Source organism: Galactobacter sp. (assembly GCF_022712295.1).
Classification (GTDB): domain Bacteria; phylum Actinomycetota; class Actinomycetes; order Actinomycetales; family Micrococcaceae; genus Galactobacter.
Map to the genome: position 1 here is coordinate 1 of NZ_JALAGT010000016.1, position 20425 is coordinate 20425.

Genomic DNA, 20425 nt, shown 5'->3' on the forward strand with positions numbered 1-20425 from the left:
ACTGATGTGGCGGCCCCTCAGGGCCGTTCACTCATGCCCGACGGGAGGTGCCCGGATCCGCGGATCCGGGCACCTCCCGTCGGGCATGAGTGAACGGCCCTGAGGGGCCGCCACATCAGTGGTGGTAGTTCGGCGCCTCGACCGTCATGGCGATGTCGTGAGGGTGGGATTCCTTCAGCCCGGCGCCGGTGATGCGCACGAACTTGCCCTTGGCCTTCATCTCCGGGACGGTGTGGCCGCCCACGTAGAACATGGTCTGACGCAGGCCACCCACCAGCTGGTGCACCACGGAGGCCAGCGGACCGCGGTAAGGAACCTGACCCTCGATGCCCTCGGGGATGAGCTTCTCGTCGCTGGGGACGTCGGCCTGGAAGTAGCGGTCCTTGGAGTAGGAGGTGTTCTTCCCACGGGTCTGCATGGCGCCGAGGGAGCCCATGCCGCGATAGGCCTTGAACTGGCGGCCGTTGACGAAGACAAGGTCGCCGGGGGCCTCGGCGGTACCTGCCAACAGGGAACCAAGCATCACGGAGTCGGCGCCTGCCACGAGGGCCTTGCCGATCTCGCCCGAGTACTGCAGTCCGCCGTCTGCGATCACCGGGACACCCGCGGGACGAGCCGCCTTGGCTGCCTCGTAGATCGCCGTGATCTGCGGGACGCCCACGCCTGCCACGATGCGGGTGGTGCAGATGGATCCCGGGCCCACGCCGACCTTGATGGCGTCCGCTCCGGCGTCGATGAGGGCCTGTGCCCCCTCACGCGTGGCAGCCTGGCCGCCGATGATGTCGACGTGCGCGGCCGCGGGATCCTTCTTCAGCTTGGAGATCATCTCCAGCACGCCCTGGGAATGGCCGTTGGCGGTGTCGACAACCAGCGCGTCGACGCCTGCCTCCACGAGGGCCATGGCGCGCTGGTAGCCCTCGCCGAAGAAGCCGACGGCAGCGCCGACGCGCAGGCGGCCCTCGTCGTCCTTGGTCGCCAACGGGTAGTCCTCCGCCTTGTCGAAGTCCTTCACCGTGATGAGGCCCTGCAACACGTTGTTCTCATCCACGAGCGGCAGCTTCTCGATGCGGTTCTCGGCCAGGAGCTCGAAGACCTTCTCGCGGGTGGTGCCCACCGGTGCGGTGATCAGCGGCATGGTGGTCATCTTCTCCACGACCTTGGTGGTTGCCCAGGTCTCGCGGGGAACGAAGCGGGTGTCGCGGTTGGTGATGATGCCGAGCAGCTTGCGGTTCTCGTCCACCACGGGCAGCCCGGAGACACGGTAGTGGGCGCACAGATCGTCCAGGTCCTTCAGCGTGGCATCGGGGGCGATGGTCACCGGGTCGGTGACCATCCCGGCCTCGGAGCGCTTGACCTGGTCAACATGCTTGGCCTGATCCTCGATGGAGATGTTGCGGTGAATGATGCCGATCCCGCCCTGACGGGCCAGCGCGATGGCCATGGGGGCCTCGGTGACGGTGTCCATGGCGGCCGAGAGGATCGGGACGTTGAGCGTGATGCGCCTGGAGAGCTTGGTGGCCGTGTCGGCGTCGGACGGGATCACATCCGTGGGACCGGGCAGCAGCAGCACGTCGTCGTAGGTAAGTCCTTCGAAGGCGAAAGGATTGAAATCTTCGTTGACGCTCACGTGGGACCTCTCCAAATATTCGGGCGATGCGGTTGGATCAATCCTAGGCCTGTGCACCGCAGTGGGCACACCGTGACCGGAGCAGGAACACGTGAGATCGGCGAGGTCGCAGCGGTGCCACGGGAGCTGCCCCTTTCAAGGATCGTCGGGAACGTCGGCAGCCTCTGTGTGAGACTGGTCACCTCAGCATCGTCGCAGTAGAACCGAAGGAGCCATCGTGAGCCCTGACTTCGTGCCGGACGCCATCGTGGTCGGAGCCGGATTGGCCGGCCTGGTCACCACGTATGAATTGACCCGAGCAGGAAAGCGTGTGCTGGTGTTGGAGCAGGAGAACCGCAACAACCTGGGCGGACAGGCGTTCTGGTCCTTCGGTGGCATCTTCCTGGTGGATTCTCCCGAACAGCGGCGCATGGGCATCCACGACTCCCTGGATCTCGCCCAACAGGACTGGGCGGGTTCTGCCCAGTTCGACCGTCCGGAGAACGAGGACCTGTGGGGGCGACGCTGGGCCGAGGCCTACGTTGAGTGGGCGGCGGGCGGCAAGCGGGACTACCTGCACGATCTCGGGTGGCGGGCCCTGCCCTTCGTGGGCTGGGCGGAGCGCGGGGACGGTTCCGCCACGGGCCACGGCAACTCCGTTCCCCGCTTCCATGTCACTTGGGGCACCGGACCCGGCGTCGTCGAGCTCTTCGAGAGACCCGTTCTCCAGGCGGAGAAGCAGGGACTGGTCCGCTTCGCCTTCCGTCACCAGGTCGACGAACTGATGACGGAGGCTGGAGCCGTGGTCGGGGTTCGTGGCAGTGTGCTGTCATCCACCGACGCGGCGCGTGGCGTCGCGACCTCCCGGGACGTAGTGGACACCTTCGAGTTCGGGGCACCCTCTGTCGTCGTCACCTCCGGCGGGATCGGTCACAACCGCGAGCTGATGCGCCGCAACTGGCCCACGGACCGGGTGGGCCCCGCGCCGAGGCACATGATCGCAGGCGTCCCGGCCCACGTGGACGGGCGCATGTTGGGCATCACCGAATCCGCCGGGGGCCGCATCGTGAATCGCGACCGGATGTGGGCGTACACGGAAGGAATCCACAATTGGGACCCTGTGTGGCCGGATCACGCCATCCGGATCCTGCCCGGCCCCTCCTCGATGTGGTTCGACGCCAACGGGGATCGCCTCAAGGGCATGTCCGGCGTCCCCGGCGCGGACTCCATCGGGGCCATGAAGCAGATCCTCGCTGCGGGCCACGACTACTCCTGGTTCATTCTCACCCAAAGCATCATCGAGAAGGAGTTCGCACTCTCCGGGTCGGAGCAGAACCCGGACATCACCGGCCGCGACCTCAAGTACATGCTCAAGACCCGGCTGGCCAAGGGCGCCCCGGAGCCGGTCGAGAAGTTCAAGGAACATGGCGCCGACTTCGTGGTCGCGGAGACGTTGGAGGAACTGGTGGAGAAGATGAAGGGCATCTCCCGCGGTCCGCATCTGGACGTGGACCACATCAGTGCGCAGATCACCGCCCGCGATCGTGAGGTGGAGAACCCGTTCAGCAAGGACATCCAGACCATGGTGATCAACAATGCGCGTAAGTCCAGGACAGACAAGCTCATCCGGGTGGCCGCGCCCCACAAGATCCTGGACCCGTCGCACGGACCCCTGGTCGGGGTGCGGCTGAACATCCTCTCCCGCAAGACCCTGGGCGGGCTGCAGACCGACCTGGATTCCCGGGTCCTGGGCGCCGACGGCGAGCCGATCCCCGGACTCTATGCCGCCGGTGAGGTCGCGGGATTCGGCGGCGGAGGGGTCCATGGTTACAACGCCCTCGAGGGGACGTTCCTGGGCGGCTGCATCTTCTCCGGCAGGGCGGCGGGCCTGGCGCTGGCCCGACGACCGCGTTGACGCCTGGTGGAAAGGGAGATGCAGCCGTGAATCCACCACAGAGCCGGTGGTGCACCGGCTCCGCCGTGGAAATGTGGCTCCGTCACGATCGGACAGACAGACGCAAGGTGCCCGACGCCGCCAACTCGTGTTGGCTGCGTCGGGCACCTTGTGTGTCACGCGGGCACGGCCCGCGTCAGGAGTCGGGCGAGGATCAGTCCTCGTCCTCCTCGACCTTCTCGACGACCAGGGTCTCGGTGGTGAGCACCAGGGCGGCGATGGAGGCGGCGTTGCGCAGTGCGGAACGAGTGACCTTGACCGGGTCGATGACGCCTGCAGCCAGCAGGTCCTCGTAGACGGCGGTCTTGGCGTTGAAGCCGGAGTTCACTGCGGACTCGGCGACCTTCGCTGCCACGACGGAACCGTCGAAGCCTGCGTTGGCGGCGATCTGCTTGACCGGGGTGACCAGGGCACGGCGGACGATGTCGACGCCGGTCGCGGCGTCGCCCTCGAGCGCGGTCACGGTCTCGTCGGTGTCCAGCACGGCGAGGGCGTCGACCAGCGCGGTACCGCCGCCGGCCACGATGCCCTCCTCCAGGGCCGCACGCGTGGAGGACACGGCGTCCTCGATGCGGTGCTTACGCTCCTTGAGTTCCACCTCGGTGGCTGCGCCGACCTTGACGACACCGATGCCGCCGGAGAGCTTGGCCAGGCGTTCCTGAGCCTTCTCGCGATCCCAATCGGAATCGGAGCGATCCATCTCCGCCTTGATCTGGGCCACGCGGGCGGCAACGTCCTCGGCCTCACCTGCACCATCGACGATGGTGGTGGAGTCCTTGGTGACGGTGACGCGGCGGGCGGTACCGAAGACCTCGGTGCCCACCTGGTCGAGCTTCAGGCCGAGGTCGGGGGTGACCACGGTTGCGCCGGTCAGGGTCGCGATGTCCTGCAGCATGGCCTTGCGACGGTCGCCGAAGCCCGGGGCCTTGACGGCCACGACGTTCAGGGTGCCGCGCAGGCGGTTCACCACGAGGGTGGAGAGCGCCTCGCCGTCCACGTCCTCGGCGATGATGAACAGCGGCTTGGACTCCTTGAGCACGGTCTCCAGCAACGGCAGGAATTCCTGCACCGCGGAGATCTTGCCGGAGTTGATGAGGATGTAGGGATCCTCGAGCACGGCCTCCTGGCGCTCTGCGTCGGTGACGAAGTGCGGGGAGAGGTAGCCCTTGTCGAACTGCATGCCCTCGGTGACCACCAGCTCGGTGTTGGTGGTGTTGGACTCCTCGATGGTGATGACACCCTCGGTGCCGACCTTCTCGAAGGCCTGGGCCAGGAGTTCGCCGATCTCGTCGGACTGTGCGGAGATGGCGCCGACGTGGGCCACGTTCTCACCCTCGACGGGGCGGGCGTTCTCCAGCAGGCGGGCCTCGACGGCCTCGACGGCCGCCTCGATGCCGGTCTTCACTGCACCCGGGGCTGCGCCGGCGGCAACGTTGCGCAGGCCTTCCTTGACGAGGGCCTGAGCCAGGACGGTGGCGGTGGTGGTGCCGTCGCCTGCGACGTCGTTGGTCTTGGTTGCGACCTCCTTGGCGAGCTGAGCGCCGAGGTTCTCGTAAGGATCCTCGAGCTCCACCTCGCGGGCGATGGTCACGCCGTCGTTGGTGATGGTCGGGGCGCCCCACTGCTTGTCGAGGACCACGTTGCGGCCACGGGGGCCGAGGGTGACCTTGACGGTGTCCGCGAGGCGGTCGACGCCTGCCTCGAGGGACTTGCGGGCCGCGTCATTGAACGCGAGCTGCTTTGCCATGGTTGTGTGTTGCTCCTTGGAACCGTTGCGGGTCCCGAACTCGGGCCCCGCGGATAAGGCTTATGTGTATTGATGCAATTCACGCCCCGAGGCGTCGGTGGACTCGTGTCCGGCCGACGCCTCGGGGCGCGAAGATCACTTCTCGATCTTGGCGAGGACGTCGCGAGCGGAGAGAACCAGGAATTCTTCGCCGCCGACCTTGACCTCGGTTCCGCCGTACTTGGAGTAGAGGACGACGTCGCCCTCGGCGACATCCAGCGGCACGCGGTTGCCGTTGTCATCGACGCGGCCCGGGCCCACGGCCAGGACCTTGCCCTCCTGGGGCTTCTCCTTGGCGGTGTCGGGGATGACCAGACCGGAAGCGGTGGTCTGCTCGGCCTCGAGCTGCTGGATGACGATGCGATCCTCGAGGGGCTTGATGGAGACCGACATGCGGCACTCTCCTTCTTGGGTTGTGACCTGTAGTTTCACGGGCCAATTCACCCCCGGCCGTCGTCGCGGTGCCGACCGAGAACTGCTTGGCTTGTATTAGCACTCACGCGTTGCGAGTGCTGATAACTGCCATGCTAGGGAGAGAGTTGGCACTCGGTCAAGACGAGTGCCAATTGATGGGACGACGAACGCCGCGCTGGGGCTCCGTGACCCGAACGTGAGTGCTTCGCCGTAGGCTGGTGAGCCATGGTGACCACCGCCGATTCCCTGGCCCAGCTCCTTTCGCCTGAGGGGTTGGCCCTCTTGAGTGCCCACTGCCCCGACGAGGCCGCTGACGACGCCTCGGCCAGCGAGCTGACCTTGGAATTGCGCAAGTCCGAGCACCCGGCCGAGCTCGTCTCTGCGGTGGTCTCCCAACTCGCACTGCGATACCGGGCCCGGACCAAGTTCGGGGAATTCGCCGACACCATGTTCTTCACCCGGGCAGGCCTGGAACAGGCCACCCGGCTGAAGGTCGCCGCTCGTCATGCACAACGGTTCCGGGCTGCCGGTGTCTCCGAGGTCTACGACCTGGGCTGCGGGATCGGGGCCGACGCCATGGCCCTGTCCGCGGTGGGGTGTACCGTCACCGCGGTGGAGGCGGACGAGGCCACGGCGGCGCTGACCACCCTGAACCTCATCCCCTTCCCCGAATCCTCCGTGCGGCACGCCCTTGCGCAGGACGTGGAGTTGTCAGAGGGCGCAGGCGTCTGGCTGGATCCGGCCAGACGCGACGAGACGACGTCCGGCACCCGCAGGATCTTCGATCCGGAGGCGTTCTCCCCTCCGCTGTCCTTCGTCCTGGAGCTGGCGCGGACGCACCCGGTGGGAGTCAAGCTGGGGCCGGGGCTCCCCCACGATGCGGTGCCGGAGGATGCGGAGGCCGTGTGGCTCTCCGACGGGGGCGACGTGGTGGAGACTGTCCTGTATCTCGGTGCGGTGCGCCGTCCCGACGTCCGGCGAGCCGCGGTGGTGGTCACGGACCAGGGGGCGGCCGAGCTCACCGCGGCGACCGGCTTCCCCGGCATCGATCCGGAGGCAGCGACCCTCGGGAGGGGTGTGGCCCTGGGCGAATATCTCTTGGAGCCGGACGGCGCCGTCATCAGGGCGGGGCTGGTGGCCGACCTGGGATCACACGTCGGAGCCGAGGCCCTGGACCCCCACCTTGCCTACCTGACCTCGCACGCGCCGGTGCATTCGCCCTTCGCCCGCTGCTTCCGGGTGTTGGGGACCCACCCCATCAAGGTCAAGCACCTGAAGGCCTGGGCCAGGGAGACCGGCGTCAGCACCCTGGCGGTCAAGAAGCGTGGGGTGGACGTGGTGCCGGAGACCCTGCGTCGCGACATCCTGGCCGGTTCCAAACTGAAGCGGAACCAGGGGCGCGCCGCGACGCTGGTCCTGGCCCGCATCGGCGACAATCACGTGGCGATCGAGGTCCAGGAGGTCACCGCCTCCTGAGCGTGGTCGGATCCGATTCCGCATAGGATCGGGAACATGCACATCGACTTCGCCCGCTCACAACCCAACACGCTCGGTGTCGAATGGGAGATCGCCCTCGTCGACAAGGAAACCGGGGACCTGCGGGCGGTTGCGCAGGAGGTCCTGGACGGCGTGAAGGAGGCCCGCGGCCTGGCCCCGTATGAGGACCACCCTCAGATCACGCAGGAACTGCTGATGAACACGGTGGAGCTCGTCACCGGCGTGCACACGGACGTGGCAGGCGCCAAGGACGAACTGATCTCCCTGATGCGGGAAGTCCGTTCCATCACGGATCCGCTCGGCGTCGAGCTCTACTGCGCGGGCTCCCACCCGTTCGCGCCTCCCACGCTGCAGCCGGTCACTGACAAGGAGCGCTACGCCACGCTGATCGATCGCACGCAGTGGTGGGGCCGACAGATGGTGATCTACGGGGTGCACGTGCACGTCGGCGTGGACAAGGCCTCCAAGGTCCTGCCCATCGTGGACGGCCTGATCAACTACCAGCCCCACCTGCTGGCGCTCTCCGCTTCTTCACCGTTCTGGGGTGGAGACGACACGGGCTACGCCTCGCAGCGGTCCCTGATGTTCCAGCAGCTTCCCACCGGCGGGCTACCCGCCCACTTCGACCAGTTCAGCGACTACGAGGGCTACGTGGCCGACATGTTCCACGTGGGTGTGGTGGATGAACTCAACGAGATCCGCTGGGACGTTCGCCCGGTCCCCCGCTTCGGCACGGTGGAGATGCGCATCTGCGACGGGCTGGCCTCTGCCCGCGACGTCGGCGCCATCGCGGCACTGACGCAGTGTCTGGTGGCCGATATGTCCGACGCGCTCGATGCCGGCCGCCACATCCCTGTGATGAGCCCCTGGTTCAGGGTGGAGAACAAGTGGCGCGCGGCCCGCTACGGCCTCGACGCCATCATCATCCTGGATTCCGCAGGCAACGAGAAGCTCGTCACCGATCACCTGGCAGACGAGCTCACGCGGCTTTCCCCGGTGGCCAAGCGGCTGGGCTGCGAGAAGGAATTGGCCGACGTCTGGAGCATCGTCACCGAGGGCGCCGGTTACCAGCGGCAGCGCCGCTGGGCCGAGGCCAACGGAGGCGACCTCCATCAGGTGGTACTGGAGTCCACGCGACTGTTGCGCAGCGATACGTGACCCTCAGGCTGCCGACGGCGCGGGAATCGACACGATCGAGGCGTCCAGCCCGGTGTCGGTCCCGAAGTCGGTTCCGGTCGCTTCCACCCCTGCGGCCACGAGCTGAGCACCGAGCGCAGCGATCATCGCACCGTTGTCGGTGCACAATCCCGGGCGCGGGACGCGCAACGTGATGCCTGCCGAGGCGCAACGTGCGGCAAGTAACTCACGAAGACGCTTGTTCGCCGCCACTCCTCCGCCGAGCAGCAAGTGTTCCAGGCCGTGTTCCTTGGCCGCCAGGACGGCCTTCTTGGTGATCACATCGACCACGGCCTCCTGGAAGGACGCCGCGACGTCGGCCACAGGCACCTCCACGCCGCGCGCGGCACAGTCCTCCACGTAGCGGGCCACCGCGGTCTTGAGGCCCGAGAAGGAGAAGTCGTAGCGGTGGGGGCCGGGCTCCTCGGCGGTGCCCATGAACTTCCCGAGCGTGAGGCCGCGCGGGAAACGGATGGCCTTGGGGTTGCCTTCCGCTGCCAGCCGGTCGATGACCGGGCCGCCCGGGTACGGGAGGCCGAGCAACCTGGCGACCTTGTCGTAGGCCTCCCCTGCCGCGTCGTCGATGGTCGATCCGAGCAGCCGCACGTCTGAGGTCAGTGAGGCGACCTCGAGGATCTCGGTGTGACCTCCGGAGACCAACAATGCGCCAAGGCGTTCGGGAAGGGGTCCGCCCTCCAGGACCCCGACGCCCACATGGGCCACGAGGTGGTTCACGGCATAGAGCGGCTTCCCCGTTGCCAAGGCAAGAGCCTTGGCCCCCGCCACACCCACCATGAGCGCTCCGGCCAGTCCGGGACCGGAGGTGACGGCGATGGCGTCGAGGTCCTCAAGGGACACCTTCGCGGTATCCAAGGCCTCGCGCAGGGTAGGAACCAACGCCTCCAGGTGCGCACGCGAGGCGATCTCCGGGATCACCCCGCCGAAGCGAACGTGTTCCTCCATGGAGGAGGCAACAGCATTGGCCAACCGCGTGGTGCCGCGGACCACGCCCACACCGGTCTCGTCGCAGCTGGACTCGATTCCAAGCACCAATGGTTCGTGGCTCATGATTCCGGGTCCTTCCGGTGGAGGCTGTTCTGGTCTTCGAGGGTCTCGGTGTGGTGAGTGACCGACTTGGACATGATGAGCGCGTCGGTCCCGTCGGCGTAGTAGCGAGGGCGGGTATGGATGATCTGGAAACCGTGGCCCTCGTAGAGCCGGATGGCTCCCACGTTGTCCACGCGGACCTCCAGCATCATGGATTCCGCTCCCCAAGCTGCCGCGCGCTCCTCGGCCAGCCGCATCAAGAAGTCCGCCAGCCCACGGCGCCGATGTGTGGGGAGCACCCCGATGGTCTGGGCGTCCGCGATCCTCGGTGAGTACTGCAGACCCAGGTAACCCACGATCTCCCCTGCGTCCGCTGCTTCAGAGGGGTCACCGGCGTCAGCTGCGACGCTCAGCCCCCAGTACCGACGCCACTCCGGATGGTTCAACTCCTCACGGAACATACTCTCCGGCCACGCGTCAGTGTCGAAGAGGCGCACATCCAGCTCAACCAACGCCTCCACATCCGTGGAATCCAGGGTTCGGATCTCGTAGCCGTCCGGAACGCTGTCCAGCAGCCGCGCGGGAGCGTCGGGAAGTTCCGGAGCGCTCACGCCTGTGTCCCCGGCCTCGACACATCCACGCCGGCCATCGAGGCGGGCACCACGGCGTCCGACTCGCGCAGGTAACGCGCCTTGGGTTCGTTCCGGACGGCTCCAGCGGCGATCCAGGCGAGCCCCAACTCCGCGGCATCCACGTGGACGTTCTCGCTGCCCGGAACCACACGGATTCCGAGGTCCGAGATCTCCTGCGCACGGGCGGTGACGCCGGCACCCGCCAGGGCGACACCGTGTGGCATGACCTCACTCAGGCCGACCGGTGAGGACACGTGCGGGCCGTCCACCCGCGCACCCGTAGCGTCGTAACGCGCCCAGTACAGTTCCTTGCGCCGCGCGTCCAGCGCCGCGACGAATCCGGCCTCGCTTCCCGGCCGGCCCGCGATCGAGTGCGCAAGACCGTCCAAGGAACACCAACCAGCCACGGGCACGCCCCAGGCGAAGGCCAGGGTGGCAGCCGTGGCCATACCGACGCGCAGCCCCGTGAAGGGGCCTGGGCCCTCGCCCGTCAGCACGATGTCGGGGCTGAGCCATCCGGCCTGGTCCAGGACCTGCGACACCGCCGGGGCCAGGTCCTCGGCATGACGGTGGGTGTCGTCTCCGTTGAAACGGGCCAGGACCGCCGGGTCTGTTGCGGTGTCGATCGCAGCGACAGAGACCGCGGAGGAGGTATCGATGATGAGGGCGCGCACAGCAGACGATTCTACTCGGCGTCCGCGGCGCCGCGATGGGGCTGCTCGTGCCCGACGGCGCGGAGCAGCGCGGCGCGGGCCTCCCCCTCCCAGCGTGGGCCGATGGCCCACAGCCGCAGGGACCGCTCCACCGCATCGTCCTCGAGGTCCTCCGCCTCCCACGGTGCGGGCCCGTCCGAGCCGCCGGAGACGCCGGTCGCCGCGTCTCCCACGGGACGAATCAATTCGATCTCCAAACGGGACTGCGCCAGGTCCTCGGCTCGGTCCCGGCCCCACTCCACCACGGTGACGGAGCGGTCCATGGATTCCTCGAGGTCCAGATCGGTGACCTCGGCCGCGCTACCCAGCCGGTAGGCATCCACATGGACCAGGTCCGGGCCCCCCGTGGAGGAGGAATGTACGCGCGAGAGCACGAAGGTCGGTGAGGCGATACGCCCCTTCACGCCCAGCCCCAGTCCCAGACCCTGAGTGAACGTGGTCTTCCCCGCGCCCAGTTCCCCCACCAGGATGATCAGGTCGCCCGGAAGCAGCACCGTCGCGAGGCCTGCGGCGAGCGCTTGGGTGGCCTCTGCGGTGGGAAGGGCGATGGTCGCCAGTGGGCTCTCTTCCTGCGGTTCAGTCATCCTGGTCAACCTCCGAGTCGACGTGGTGGCGGGGGACGCGCGGGGAGATCCGGGTGACGACCTCATAGTTGATGGTTCCGGCGGCCTCGGCCCATTCGGTCACGGAGGGCTCCCCCTCACCCCCGAAGAGCACGGCTTCCGCCCCGAGGTAGTCCTCAGCCGCGGCGTCCGGGCCCAGGTCCACCACGAACTGATCCATGGCCACGCGTCCCACGGCACGCACCACTCGGGAATTGACGAGGACGGGGCCGTTCTCCGCGACGCGCGGAATGCCGTCGGCGTAGCCCAACGGGATCAGGCCGAGCGTGGTCGGGGCCTGAGCATGCCAGCGGAGCCCGTAGGAGACCCCCTGCCCGGCCGGGACGCTCTTGACGTTGGCGATCCTGGCGGACAGCCGCATGGCGGGACGCAGGCCTAACTCCTGCGGGGTCTTGTCCTCGAAGGGAGAGAGGCCGTACATCGCCAGGCCGCAGCGGACCAGGTCGAAGTGGGTGTCCTGGCGGGAGAGCAAGGCCGGTGAATTGGCGATGTGGCGTACCTCGATCTCAAGTCCCGCAGCCTCGGCCGCGGCTACCGCTGCACGGAAGGCCTCGAGTTGTTCATCCGTCTCCGGTCGTTCTGGCTCGTCCGCCACGGCAAAGTGCGAGAAGATCCCGACCACCCTGACGCTGCCTTGCTCCTGCAGCTGTTTCGCCTGCTGCAGGAGTCCGGGCCAGGACCCGGCCGTGCAGCCGTTGCGACCCAGGCCGGTGTCGATCTTCAAGTGAATTCTGGCGGTGGCACCGACACGCTGCGCCGCAGCGGCGATCGGGGCGAGTTCCCACCCGGAGACACCGAGATCCACGCCCGCGGCGATGGCGGCGTCGAAATCGGTGGACTCGGTATGCAGCCAGGAGAGGATCGGGGCATCCAGCCCCGCGGCGCGCAGAGCCAACGCCTCGGAGACGTGCACGGCACCGAGCCACGTGGCACCGGCTTCCAAGGCGGCCGCTGCAACAGGAACCACCCCGTGCCCATAGGCGTCTGCCTTGACCACGGCCATGACCTGGGCCGAGCCCACCACGTCACGAACGTGGGCGATGTTGTGGCGGATGGCCGCCAAGTCGATGGTCGCGACGCGTTCCGCCGGCCGGTTCAGGTCTACTTCACTCACCCTCGTCAGGATAGTCGCGTTGTCCCGACCGTTCTAAGCCGACCGGTGCGTGCTACGGGAGTAACAGATCCAGAACGCGCTTGGAGGCGGAACCGTCGTCGGCGCTCGAGTACTCTGCGTTGAGCCGTGCGCGGTCCGCCGCACCGCGTTGCGGGTCCTTCTCCGCGCGTTTCAGAGCCGCCGCGAGTTCGTCCTGCGTGGCGACGATCTCTCCGGGGAGTTCCTGGACGTCAAGATAGAACCCGCGAAGCTGTTCACGGTAATGCTCAAGGTCGGGCATGAAGAACACCATGGGCCGGTTCAGCAGGCTGAAGTCGAAGAAGGCGCTGGAATAGTCGGTCACCAACATGTCTGCGGCCAGGTAGAGCTGGTTGACGTCCTCGACCTCGGAGACATCGACGATGCGCTGGTCTCCGGCCTGCAATCCCTCGACGGAGTCGATCAGGTAGTGGGCACGGAAGAGCACCGTCCAGTCTCCACCGTCCTCCTCCAGAGCATCCACCAAGCGGGACAGCTCCAGCTCGTTGTCGAAGGAATATCCGGTGCGGGCATCGTGGCGGTCGTCCCTCCAGGTGGGGCAGTACAGCACCACCCTTGCGCCCTCGGCGAGTCCCAAGTCCGCGCGGGCGGCACGACGTGCAGCAGCGGCTCGATCCGGGTCCAGCACCAGCACGTCGTTGCGCGGATTCCCCGTCTGAACCACTGGGCCCGCAGACGTGGGATCCAAGTTGAAGGCGGAACTGAAACAACGTGTGGTGAAGTCCGACGAGGACAGGAAGTACGTGACCTTGTTCCCTTCCTCCCGGTAGCGATCCACCACCTCGGACTTGCTGAACATGGTGCCCTGGGTGTTGTCGATGATGTCCAGTCCGATCCGCTTCAGAGGCGTCCCATGCCAGGTCTGGATGTAGGTCTGGCCCTTGCGCGGGTAGTACTCCGGCTGGGCGATGGAGCAGGAGACCCAGGCCGAGGCCGTGGCGAAGGCCCGGGCGGCCCGCTCCGACCCGGTCTTGACGACGGTGAGCCGCGGGTCGGCGAAGGCCGCCGCGTCCGGGCCGGTCGTCGGGATCGTGGAGCGGTCCTTGACCGACCACACGAAACGGTGCTCTGCGAAGCGGGGGTCGGCAACCATGGCCCGGTAGACGGCCAGCGGGGACCCGGCCACGGAACGACCCGAGAAGGACTCGAAAACCACCGTTCTCGCAACGATCGGATGCATCCAGTGCCTGCGGTAGCGAAGACCGCGTTCCGAGCGGATACCCCGTCGCACCAGTGCCCGGAGGGCAGGGGTGGCCCGCAGCGCGTTGGCTGCGCGCCCCACGATCTTGTCGCGGAGGGAACGTTCGTGGCCCTGATGAGATGCTGCCTCGTGAGATGCTGCTTCGGCCGGCTTTGACATGTCGTGTTCCTTCTCGCCGTCGTCCACGGGGTCCTCGAGGTCTGTGGGCTGATCGTCCAGGATCAGCTCCGCGAGTCGTTGGGTTGCCGAGCCGTCAGCGGCCGCCATGAAATCGGATCTGAACTGCTCGATGTCGTGGCTGTCCGCACCCCCGGCCGCGATGGCGTGGGCAACCTCCGACGCGGTGCGGCACACGGGGCCGGGCATGTCGCTGTCGTAGTCGAAGAAGAGACCCCGGTCCTCCCGATACTGTTCCAGGTCGTAGACATAGAAGTAGACGGGGAGACCACGCACGGCGGCATCGAACAGAATGGCGCTGTAATCGGTGATCACGAGGTCTGCGACGGCGAGCCAGTCCAACGTCGTCAGGCCGGCGTCCTGAATGACGCCGGGGCGATCCGTGAAATCGCGCTCGTCCAGTGGATGCAGGGCAACCACCACATCGTAGGTCTCCAGGTCCAGCGCCTCCAGCAGGGACTCGACGTCCACAGGAACGTGCTTCCTGAAGGTGGGGGCGTAGAGCACCACGGGTTTTTCGCCGAGGCGCGGATGCCGGGCGGAGATTCTCGCCGCCGTCCGGCTCAACCACTCCTCGCTTCGGAGCAGATCCACGCGGGGCGTGCCGATCGGCAGGACCTGAGCTGGGTCCACTCCGAAGGCCCGGGCGAAGGGGCCCACCATTTCGCGACTTCCGGCGATCACCACGTCGTAACCGCGATGCATGTGTAGGGCCCGGGCAACCCAGGTGGGGCGGCCCTCATTGGTGTCCAGTGCGGCCAAACCGAATTTCTTCACGGCACCGAGCGCATGCCAGAGCTGGATGACCCGCAGCGACTTCCGGTGGGTGAACATGCTGACCGGCATGATGTAGCTGTCCAGCACCACCGCCTCGCTCCTGGCGAGGTGATACATCTCGGAGAGGACATTGAAGGGGACCTTCCACAGCGACGTGGTCCGATGGTTGAGCACCACCACGTCAACGGTGGGGTCCGCGGCCTTCAGGGCTCGCTCCAGCGCCGAGAAATCGGGAGAGGACTCCGCGAAGAGCCTCGAGATGAAGGTGACCTGATGCCGCACCGACAGGGTGGCCTTCATGCCCGTGTAGACGAGTCCAAGGCCGCCCTTGGCCAGCACCAGTGCGATATCGAGCGCTCCATGGGAGCCGCTTGAGGCACCGCCCGGTTTCTCGGTTCCCACTGATCTCTTCCCGTTCATGCCTTATGTATGTCTTGTGTCGGCCCATGCCGTTCGCCGTCGGCAACGGCCGATGCCATGCGCAACGACTTTACCCGTCCCTGTGGCTGCGGCCGAAAAGGCTCACTGGCTCTCCCGCTGTTGCATGATGCGCGCGATCGCGGTGGACAAGCCGCCGGAGCCCTTGATCCCACACCGCTTCTGTTGAGCGGCCGCGCGTCCGTGCAGCACGGCAGCTGCAGCCGCCAAGCGGGCCAGTTCCTCGTGGGACAGGGAGGCACCGTTACCCGCTGCGCGCGCCGCATGGGTCGCCACCATGGCCCCTAGAATCCCCGCCAAGGTGTCCCCCGCGCCCGCCACGGCCAGTTCCGGTCCGGCGGAGCACGCCGCGAAGACTTCTCCCCGGGCCGTGGCGACCAGCGTGGTGGATCCCTTCAACAGCACCACACAGTTCAACGCCGTCGCGGCACCACGCACCGCCTCCAAGGGATGCTCCACCGGATCGAGCAGGCCAAGCCGCAACCGGTGGTTCAATGCTTTCAGTTCGCCCGCATGCGGAGTCAGGACCCAGCTCCTGTCGGAGACGCTGCCGGAGGCAGCGGGGACCACGGCGAGCGCGGAGGCGTCCACGACCTTCGGACACGACATCCGGGGATGGGACCTCTCCCCCAACGATTCACCCAACAGCACTGCCGCAGGTTCCAGGTCCGCTTGATCGTCTCCCAGACCGGGTCCAAGCAGCCAGGCGGAGACCTTGGCGGCCTGCGCGGAATCGGTGACTGCGTTGACGACCGTCTCCCTGTCCACCACCACGGCCTCGGGGATCGCCGTCGTGAGTGCCGTACACGCGCGTTCGCGTGGAAAGGCCGTGAGCATCCCGAGGCCCGTGGCCAATGCGGCCTGACCGGCCAGGATCGCCGCCCCGGGATAGGACGGAGATCCCGCAAGCAGTCCGAGCACGCCCCTCGAGTACTTGTGGTCACTCACCCGTGGCGACAGGATCCTGTCAAAGGCGTCCTCGTCGCTCAATACGGAGAAGGCCGGCTCCCCCAACACATCTGGGTCCAGCAGCCCAGGGATCGGCACTTCCGTCACCGCCCCGGCCAGCGCTCGCCCCTCCCGCAGGAACAACCCGGTCTTCAAGGCCCCGAAGGTCACCGTCAGGTCGGCTGCGGGAGTGAACCCGTCTCCGACCAGGTGTCCGGAATCGGTGTCGACCCCTGAGGGCGCGTCCGCAGCCACCACCCAGGCATCCTTGGGCCAATGACTGCCGATGTCTGCCGGCAGGCCGCCGCGGGCACCCGTTCCGAAGCCGGCGTCGACCACCACGTCGGCGCGGCCCAGGCCATCACGCGCCTGGGCCGTCCCCGGCTTCCACACCCGGCCGCCCGCGGCAAGGAATGCGGCCAGCGCACGTTCCTGCACATGATCCGTCACCGGGACCGCCGCCACTGCCGCCCCACGCGCAGACAGTTTGGCGCCTGCGTAGAGCCCGTCGCCGCCGTTGCCTCCCGGCCCCACCACGATCACGATGCGGGTTCCCGCCACACCGATGCCTGCGCCCGGCCTGCCGCCTTCTGTGCACTCGTCTGCGGCGGCCGAGACCGACGGACGGGTGTCGCCCGTGGTCAGGTGACGTAACACGGCCGTGGCGAGCGCATGTGCCGCCAGCCGCATGTGCCGATCGGGGTCGCCTTCGGCGGTCGCGGCAGCCACGGCACCACGTTCCGCCTCCCTGACCTTGGATCCCTGCCATACGGGCCTCATGCGGCCCCCCCTGCCGAAGTGGCCGCCGTATCGGACTCAGCCACCACGAAGGCCATGGCGCAGTCACCGTCATGGGAGAGGCTGATATGCCAATGTTGCGCCCCCAAGTCCGCGGCCCGGGCGGCTACGGTTCCGGTCAGCCTCAACCGGGGTGCACCGGATTCCTCGCGAACCACCTCGCAGTCCTGCCAGCGCAGGTTCCCAGGAGCCCCCAGAGCCTTGGCCACCGCTTCCTTCGCTGCGAAACGCACAGCGAGCGACCGCAGCGGCAATTCGCGCTCGGCAGCGGTGAACAGCCTCTGCCTCAGCGCTGGCACACGGGTGATTCGCTGTTCGAACCTGCTCAAGGAGGCCACGTCCACTCCGATTCCCACGATCACATCGACCAGCCTAACGCGGGGCACAGCGGCCGCAGCAGCTTCACAATGGCACCACGCGTAGCTACCTGCGGCCCCTCACATACCTTCCCGACGGGTGAAGATGCTTGAATAAGGACATGACGAACTCCAAAGTGAAGAAGGCCGTCTTCCCTGTCGCCGGCCTGGGAACCCGCTTCCTGCCAGCCACCAAGGCCATGCCCAAGGAGATGCTCCCGGTCGTGGACATCCCCGCGATCCAGTACGTCGTGGAGGAAGCCGTCCGGTCGGGTCTCGATGACCTGCTCATGGTGACGGGCCGCTCCAAGCGCGCCCTCGAGGACCACTTCGACCGCATCCCCAACCTCGAAGCACAGCTGCGTGAAAAGGGAGACACCACCAAGCTGAACGCGGTCCAGCACGCCACCAACCTGGGTGATATCCACTACATTCGCCAGGGTGACCCCCGCGGCCTGGGCCACGCCGTGCTGCGCGCCCGCGCGCACGTCGGGGACGAGCCCTTCGCCGTGCTGCTCGGCGATGACCTGATCCACGCTGATGACGATCTCCTCAAGCAGATGGTGGAGGTCCAGGAGCGCGTTGGCGGTTCCGTCATCGCCCTCATGGAGGTGCCCCACTCCCAGATCTCCTCCTACGGTTGCGCGGACATCTCAGAGGTTCCAGGCGAGGACTACGTCAAGGTCAACACGCTGGTGGAGAAGCCCGCCCCGGACGAGGCCCCGTCCGATCTCGCGGTGATCGGCCGGTACGTGCTGCACCCGGCCGTGTTCGACGTCCTGGAGCACACCGAGCCCGGCCGCGGCAACGAGATCCAGCTGACGGACGCCCTGCTGGAACTGGCCACCATGGATCCTGCCGACGGCGGTGGCGTCACCGCCGTGGTCTTCCGCGGCCGCCGCTTCGACACCGGAGACAAGCTCTCCTACATCAAGGCCGTCATCCAGCTTGCCTCGGAACGCAAGGATCTGGGGCCGGACCTGACCAAGTGGCTGAAGGAATACATTCCCACTGCCCCGTCCTGGGACTGAACAAGCCCGTATTCACGCCAAACGGCGCCGTTCCCGACTCGAGTCGGGAACGGCGCCGTTCGGCATTCCAGGGCGGCCTGTCGGCCGCCGTTCATCACTCCACAGTGACGGACTTGGCCAGGTTGCGCGGCTGATCGACGTTGAGGCCCTTGGCCTCGGCGAGCGCACAGGCGAAGATCTGCAGCGGAACCACCGTCAGCAGCGGCATCAGCAGGGACTTGGTCTCCGGAACGTAGAAGACCCACTCGGCGAAGTCCTTGACCGCTTCGTCACCCTCCTCGGCGATCACCAGAGTCTTGGCACCGCGGGCGCGGACCTCTTGAATGTTGGAGACCACCTTGGAGTGCATCGAATGGCGCCCGCGCGGGGACGGGACCACCACGAAGACCGGCTGCCCCTCCTCGATCAGGGCGATGGGACCGTGCTTCAGCTCGCCTGCGGCAAAGCCCTCCGCGTGGATGTAGGCGATCTCCTTGAGCTTCAGCGCGCCCTCCAACGCCACGGGGTAGCCCACGTGGCGGCCGAGGAAGAGCACCGACGTTGCCTCCGCCATGGACTGGGCCAGATCCGTGATCGCCGTCTGACGATCAAGGACGTCCTGGATCTTGGCCGGGATGTCGGCCAGATCGGCGAGCAGGTCCTTGATCTCCTCCGCATAGAGGGAACCCCGCAACTGCGCCAGGTACAGGCCGAGCAGGTACGCGGCCACGATCTGAGCCAGGAAGGCCTTGGTGGAGGCAACAGCGATCTCGGGACCGGCGTGCGTGTAGAGCACGGCGTCCGACTCACGCGGGATGGACGAGCCGTTCGAATTGCAGATCGAGAGCGTGCGTGCGCCCTGTTCCTTGGCATAACGCATGGCCATCAGGGTGTCCATGGTCTCGCCGGACTGAGAGATCGTCACCACGAGGGTGGTGGGGTTGACGATGGGGTCGCGATAGCGGAACTCGTGGGAGAGCTCCACCTCCACGGGGATCCTGCACCAGTGCTCAATGGCGTACTTGGCCACGTGTGCGGCGTAGGCGGAGGTGCCGCAGGCCAGCACGATGATCTTGTCGATGGCCTTCAACTCGTCAAGGTCGATGCGCAACTCATCCAGCACCAACTTGCCATCGGTGCCGATGCGGCCCAACAGGGTCTCCGCCACGGCCTGCGGCTGATCGTGGATCTCCTTGACCATGAAGGACGGGTAACCGCCCTTCTCGGCGGCAGCTGCATCCCAGTCAACGGTGAATTCCTTGCCGCGAGCGGGATTACCGGCGAAGTCGGTGACCGCGTAACTCACGGGGGTGATGGTGACGACCTGGTCCTGTTCCAGTTCCACCGCGCGGCGGGTGTAGTCGATGAAGCCGGAGACGTCGGAGCCCAGGAAATTCTCGCCCTCGCCGAGCCCGACGACGAGCGGGGAGTTGCGGCGGGAGGCCACGACCACGCCCGGGTGGTCAGCATGCACGGCCAGCAGCGTGAAGGCCCCCTCCAAGCGGGCCGAGGTCAGCTGCAGCGCACGCGTCAGATCGCGCTCGGCTTCCGACTCGTAGACGTCACCCAGGAGGGTCGCAGCGACCTCGGTGTCGGTCTCGGACAGGAACGTATGACCCTTGGCCGCCAGCTCCGACTTCAGCTGCGCAAAGTTCTCGATGATGCCGTTGTGGATCACGGCAAGGCGTCCGCCTGCCACGACATGTGGGTGGGCGTTGACGTCGGTGGGCCCACCATGTGTGGCCCACCGCGTGTGGCCGATGCCGGTCGAGGCTGCCGGCAGCGGGTCGGCCTCGATCTCGGCGGTCAGGTTCGAGAGTTTCCCCGCCTTCTTACGCCATTGAATACCTTCGTCTCCGGACTGCGAAGCAGCGGGCACCACAGCGACGCCAGCGGAGTCGTAGCCGCGATACTCGAGCCTGCGCAGGCCCTCCATGATCACGTCGAGGGCCTCATGGCCCCCCTGGTCGGCCGGGAGTCCGGCATATCCCACAATTCCACACATGCGTGACAGTCTACGGCGGCACCAGCCCTGGGTCGGTCCAACACGACGGACCACGGATTTGTCCGCTGCCGGTCCGAGCGAGGACAATAACGCGGGTGACCCGGTCTCCTGCCA

General features: G+C 67.1%; 16 protein-coding genes. 4 read left to right on the top strand and 12 right to left on the bottom strand.

Annotated elements, in window-relative coordinates; genetic code table 11:
• Positions 1-115: 115 nt before the first annotated feature.
• Positions 116-1627 carry an IMP dehydrogenase gene (gene guaB, locus Q0A15_RS01295; RefSeq protein ID WP_291277732.1) on the bottom strand — a complete coding sequence of 504 codons (1512 nt, stop codon included), beginning with the start codon at positions 1625-1627 and terminating at the stop codon, positions 116-118.
• A gap of 217 nt (positions 1628-1844) precedes the next feature.
• On the opposite strand from guaB, the gene Q0A15_RS01300 reads away from it, so the two are divergent.
• Positions 1845-3521, top strand: coding sequence for an FAD-binding dehydrogenase (locus Q0A15_RS01300; RefSeq protein WP_291277733.1), 1677 nt, complete (start codon positions 1845-1847; stop codon positions 3519-3521).
• Positions 3522-3714: 193 nt separating this feature from the next.
• Here the strand turns inward: Q0A15_RS01300 and groL are convergent, their stop codons facing one another.
• Both groL and groES read right to left on the bottom strand, forming a co-directional pair.
• The gene (gene groL, locus Q0A15_RS01305; RefSeq protein WP_291277734.1) at positions 3715-5307 is read right to left on the bottom strand and encodes a chaperonin GroEL; all 1593 of its coding nucleotides are present in this window, start codon (positions 5305-5307) and stop codon (positions 3715-3717) included.
• 135 nt (positions 5308-5442) lie between these two features.
• On the bottom strand, positions 5443-5739 hold the full coding sequence (gene groES / locus Q0A15_RS01310) for a co-chaperone GroES (protein WP_291277735.1): 297 nt from the start codon (positions 5737-5739) through the stop codon (positions 5443-5445).
• Positions 5740-5985: 246 nt separating this feature from the next.
• Here groES and Q0A15_RS01315 point away from each other — a divergent pair, with 246 nt between their 5' ends.
• Together Q0A15_RS01315 and Q0A15_RS01320 are read left to right on the top strand one after the other, a co-directional pair.
• Entirely contained in the window at positions 5986-7236 is a 1251-nt protein-coding gene (locus Q0A15_RS01315) for an SAM-dependent methyltransferase (RefSeq protein WP_291277736.1), read from the top strand.
• Positions 7237-7272: 36 nt separating this feature from the next.
• Positions 7273-8415 carry a glutamate--cysteine ligase gene (locus tag Q0A15_RS01320; protein ID WP_291277737.1) on the top strand — a complete coding sequence of 381 codons (1143 nt, stop codon included), beginning with the start codon at positions 7273-7275 and terminating at the stop codon, positions 8413-8415.
• Between the two features lie 3 nt (positions 8416-8418).
• On the opposite strand, the gene tsaD is transcribed toward Q0A15_RS01320, so the two are convergent.
• The 8 genes from tsaD to Q0A15_RS01360 all read right to left on the bottom strand — a co-directional run bounded on the left by tsaD (position 8419) and on the right by Q0A15_RS01360 (position 17302).
• Positions 8419-9501 (bottom strand): tRNA (adenosine(37)-N6)-threonylcarbamoyltransferase complex transferase subunit TsaD, encoded by a 1083-nt coding sequence (tsaD, locus tag Q0A15_RS01325; protein WP_291277738.1) that lies wholly within the window; start codon positions 9499-9501, stop codon positions 8419-8421.
• Positions 9498-10091: a GNAT family N-acetyltransferase gene (locus Q0A15_RS01330; RefSeq protein WP_291277739.1), complete on the bottom strand. Its 594-nt coding sequence runs from the start codon at positions 10089-10091 to the stop codon at positions 9498-9500. The genes tsaD and Q0A15_RS01330 overlap by 4 nt, the downstream gene beginning before the upstream one ends.
• Positions 10088-10786: a tRNA (adenosine(37)-N6)-threonylcarbamoyltransferase complex dimerization subunit type 1 TsaB gene (gene tsaB / locus Q0A15_RS01335; RefSeq protein WP_291277740.1), complete on the bottom strand. Its 699-nt coding sequence runs from the start codon at positions 10784-10786 to the stop codon at positions 10088-10090. The genes Q0A15_RS01330 and tsaB overlap by 4 nt, the downstream gene beginning before the upstream one ends.
• Before the next feature lie 11 nt (positions 10787-10797).
• A complete protein-coding gene (gene tsaE / locus Q0A15_RS01340; protein WP_291277741.1) occupies positions 10798-11409 on the bottom strand; it encodes a tRNA (adenosine(37)-N6)-threonylcarbamoyltransferase complex ATPase subunit type 1 TsaE in 612 nt (203 codons plus the stop codon).
• Positions 11402-12562 (bottom strand): alanine racemase, encoded by a 1161-nt coding sequence (alr, locus tag Q0A15_RS01345; RefSeq protein WP_291277742.1) that lies wholly within the window; start codon positions 12560-12562, stop codon positions 11402-11404. The genes tsaE and alr overlap by 8 nt, the downstream gene beginning before the upstream one ends.
• A gap of 52 nt (positions 12563-12614) precedes the next feature.
• Positions 12615-15158 (bottom strand): CDP-glycerol glycerophosphotransferase family protein, encoded by a 2544-nt coding sequence (locus Q0A15_RS01350; RefSeq protein ID WP_291277743.1) that lies wholly within the window; start codon positions 15156-15158, stop codon positions 12615-12617.
• Between the two features lie 120 nt (positions 15159-15278).
• Entirely contained in the window at positions 15279-16922 is a 1644-nt protein-coding gene (locus tag Q0A15_RS01355; protein ID WP_291277744.1) for an NAD(P)H-hydrate dehydratase, read from the bottom strand.
• Complete coding sequence (locus Q0A15_RS01360; RefSeq protein ID WP_291277745.1) at positions 16919-17302, bottom strand: holo-ACP synthase; 384 nt, start codon at positions 17300-17302, stop codon at positions 16919-16921. The genes Q0A15_RS01355 and Q0A15_RS01360 overlap by 4 nt, the downstream gene beginning before the upstream one ends.
• A gap of 116 nt (positions 17303-17418) precedes the next feature.
• Between Q0A15_RS01360 and galU the strand changes: the two genes are divergently transcribed.
• Complete coding sequence (galU, locus tag Q0A15_RS01365; RefSeq protein WP_291277746.1) at positions 17419-18327, top strand: UTP--glucose-1-phosphate uridylyltransferase GalU; 909 nt, start codon at positions 17419-17421, stop codon at positions 18325-18327.
• Positions 18328-18421: 94 nt separating this feature from the next.
• Here the strand turns inward: galU and glmS are convergent, their stop codons facing one another.
• On the bottom strand, positions 18422-20311 hold the full coding sequence (gene glmS, locus Q0A15_RS01370; RefSeq protein WP_291277747.1) for a glutamine--fructose-6-phosphate transaminase (isomerizing): 1890 nt from the start codon (positions 20309-20311) through the stop codon (positions 18422-18424).
• Positions 20312-20425: the final 114 nt, after the last annotated feature.

Excerpts from the sequence above, each read along its gene's own strand:
- groL (WP_291277734.1), bottom strand. The coding sequence starts at position 5,307 with ATGGCAAAGCAGCTCGCGTTCAATGACGCGGCCCGCAAGTCCCTCGAG.
- groES (WP_291277735.1), bottom strand. The coding sequence starts at position 5,739 with ATGTCGGTCTCCATCAAGCCCCTCGAGGATCGCATCGTCATCCAGCAG.
- Q0A15_RS01315 (WP_291277736.1), top strand. The coding sequence starts at position 5,986 with ATGGTGACCACCGCCGATTCCCTGGCCCAGCTCCTTTCGCCTGAGGGG.
- Q0A15_RS01320 (WP_291277737.1), top strand. The coding sequence starts at position 7,273 with ATGCACATCGACTTCGCCCGCTCACAACCCAACACGCTCGGTGTCGAA.
- tsaD (WP_291277738.1), bottom strand. The coding sequence starts at position 9,501 with ATGAGCCACGAACCATTGGTGCTTGGAATCGAGTCCAGCTGCGACGAG.
- tsaE (WP_291277741.1), bottom strand. The coding sequence starts at position 11,409 with ATGACTGAACCGCAGGAAGAGAGCCCACTGGCGACCATCGCCCTTCCC.
- Q0A15_RS01355 (WP_291277744.1), bottom strand. The coding sequence starts at position 16,922 with ATGAGGCCCGTATGGCAGGGATCCAAGGTCAGGGAGGCGGAACGTGGT.
- galU (WP_291277746.1), top strand. The coding sequence starts at position 17,419 with ATGACGAACTCCAAAGTGAAGAAGGCCGTCTTCCCTGTCGCCGGCCTG.
- glmS (WP_291277747.1), bottom strand. The coding sequence starts at position 20,311 with ATGTGTGGAATTGTGGGATATGCCGGACTCCCGGCCGACCAGGGGGGC.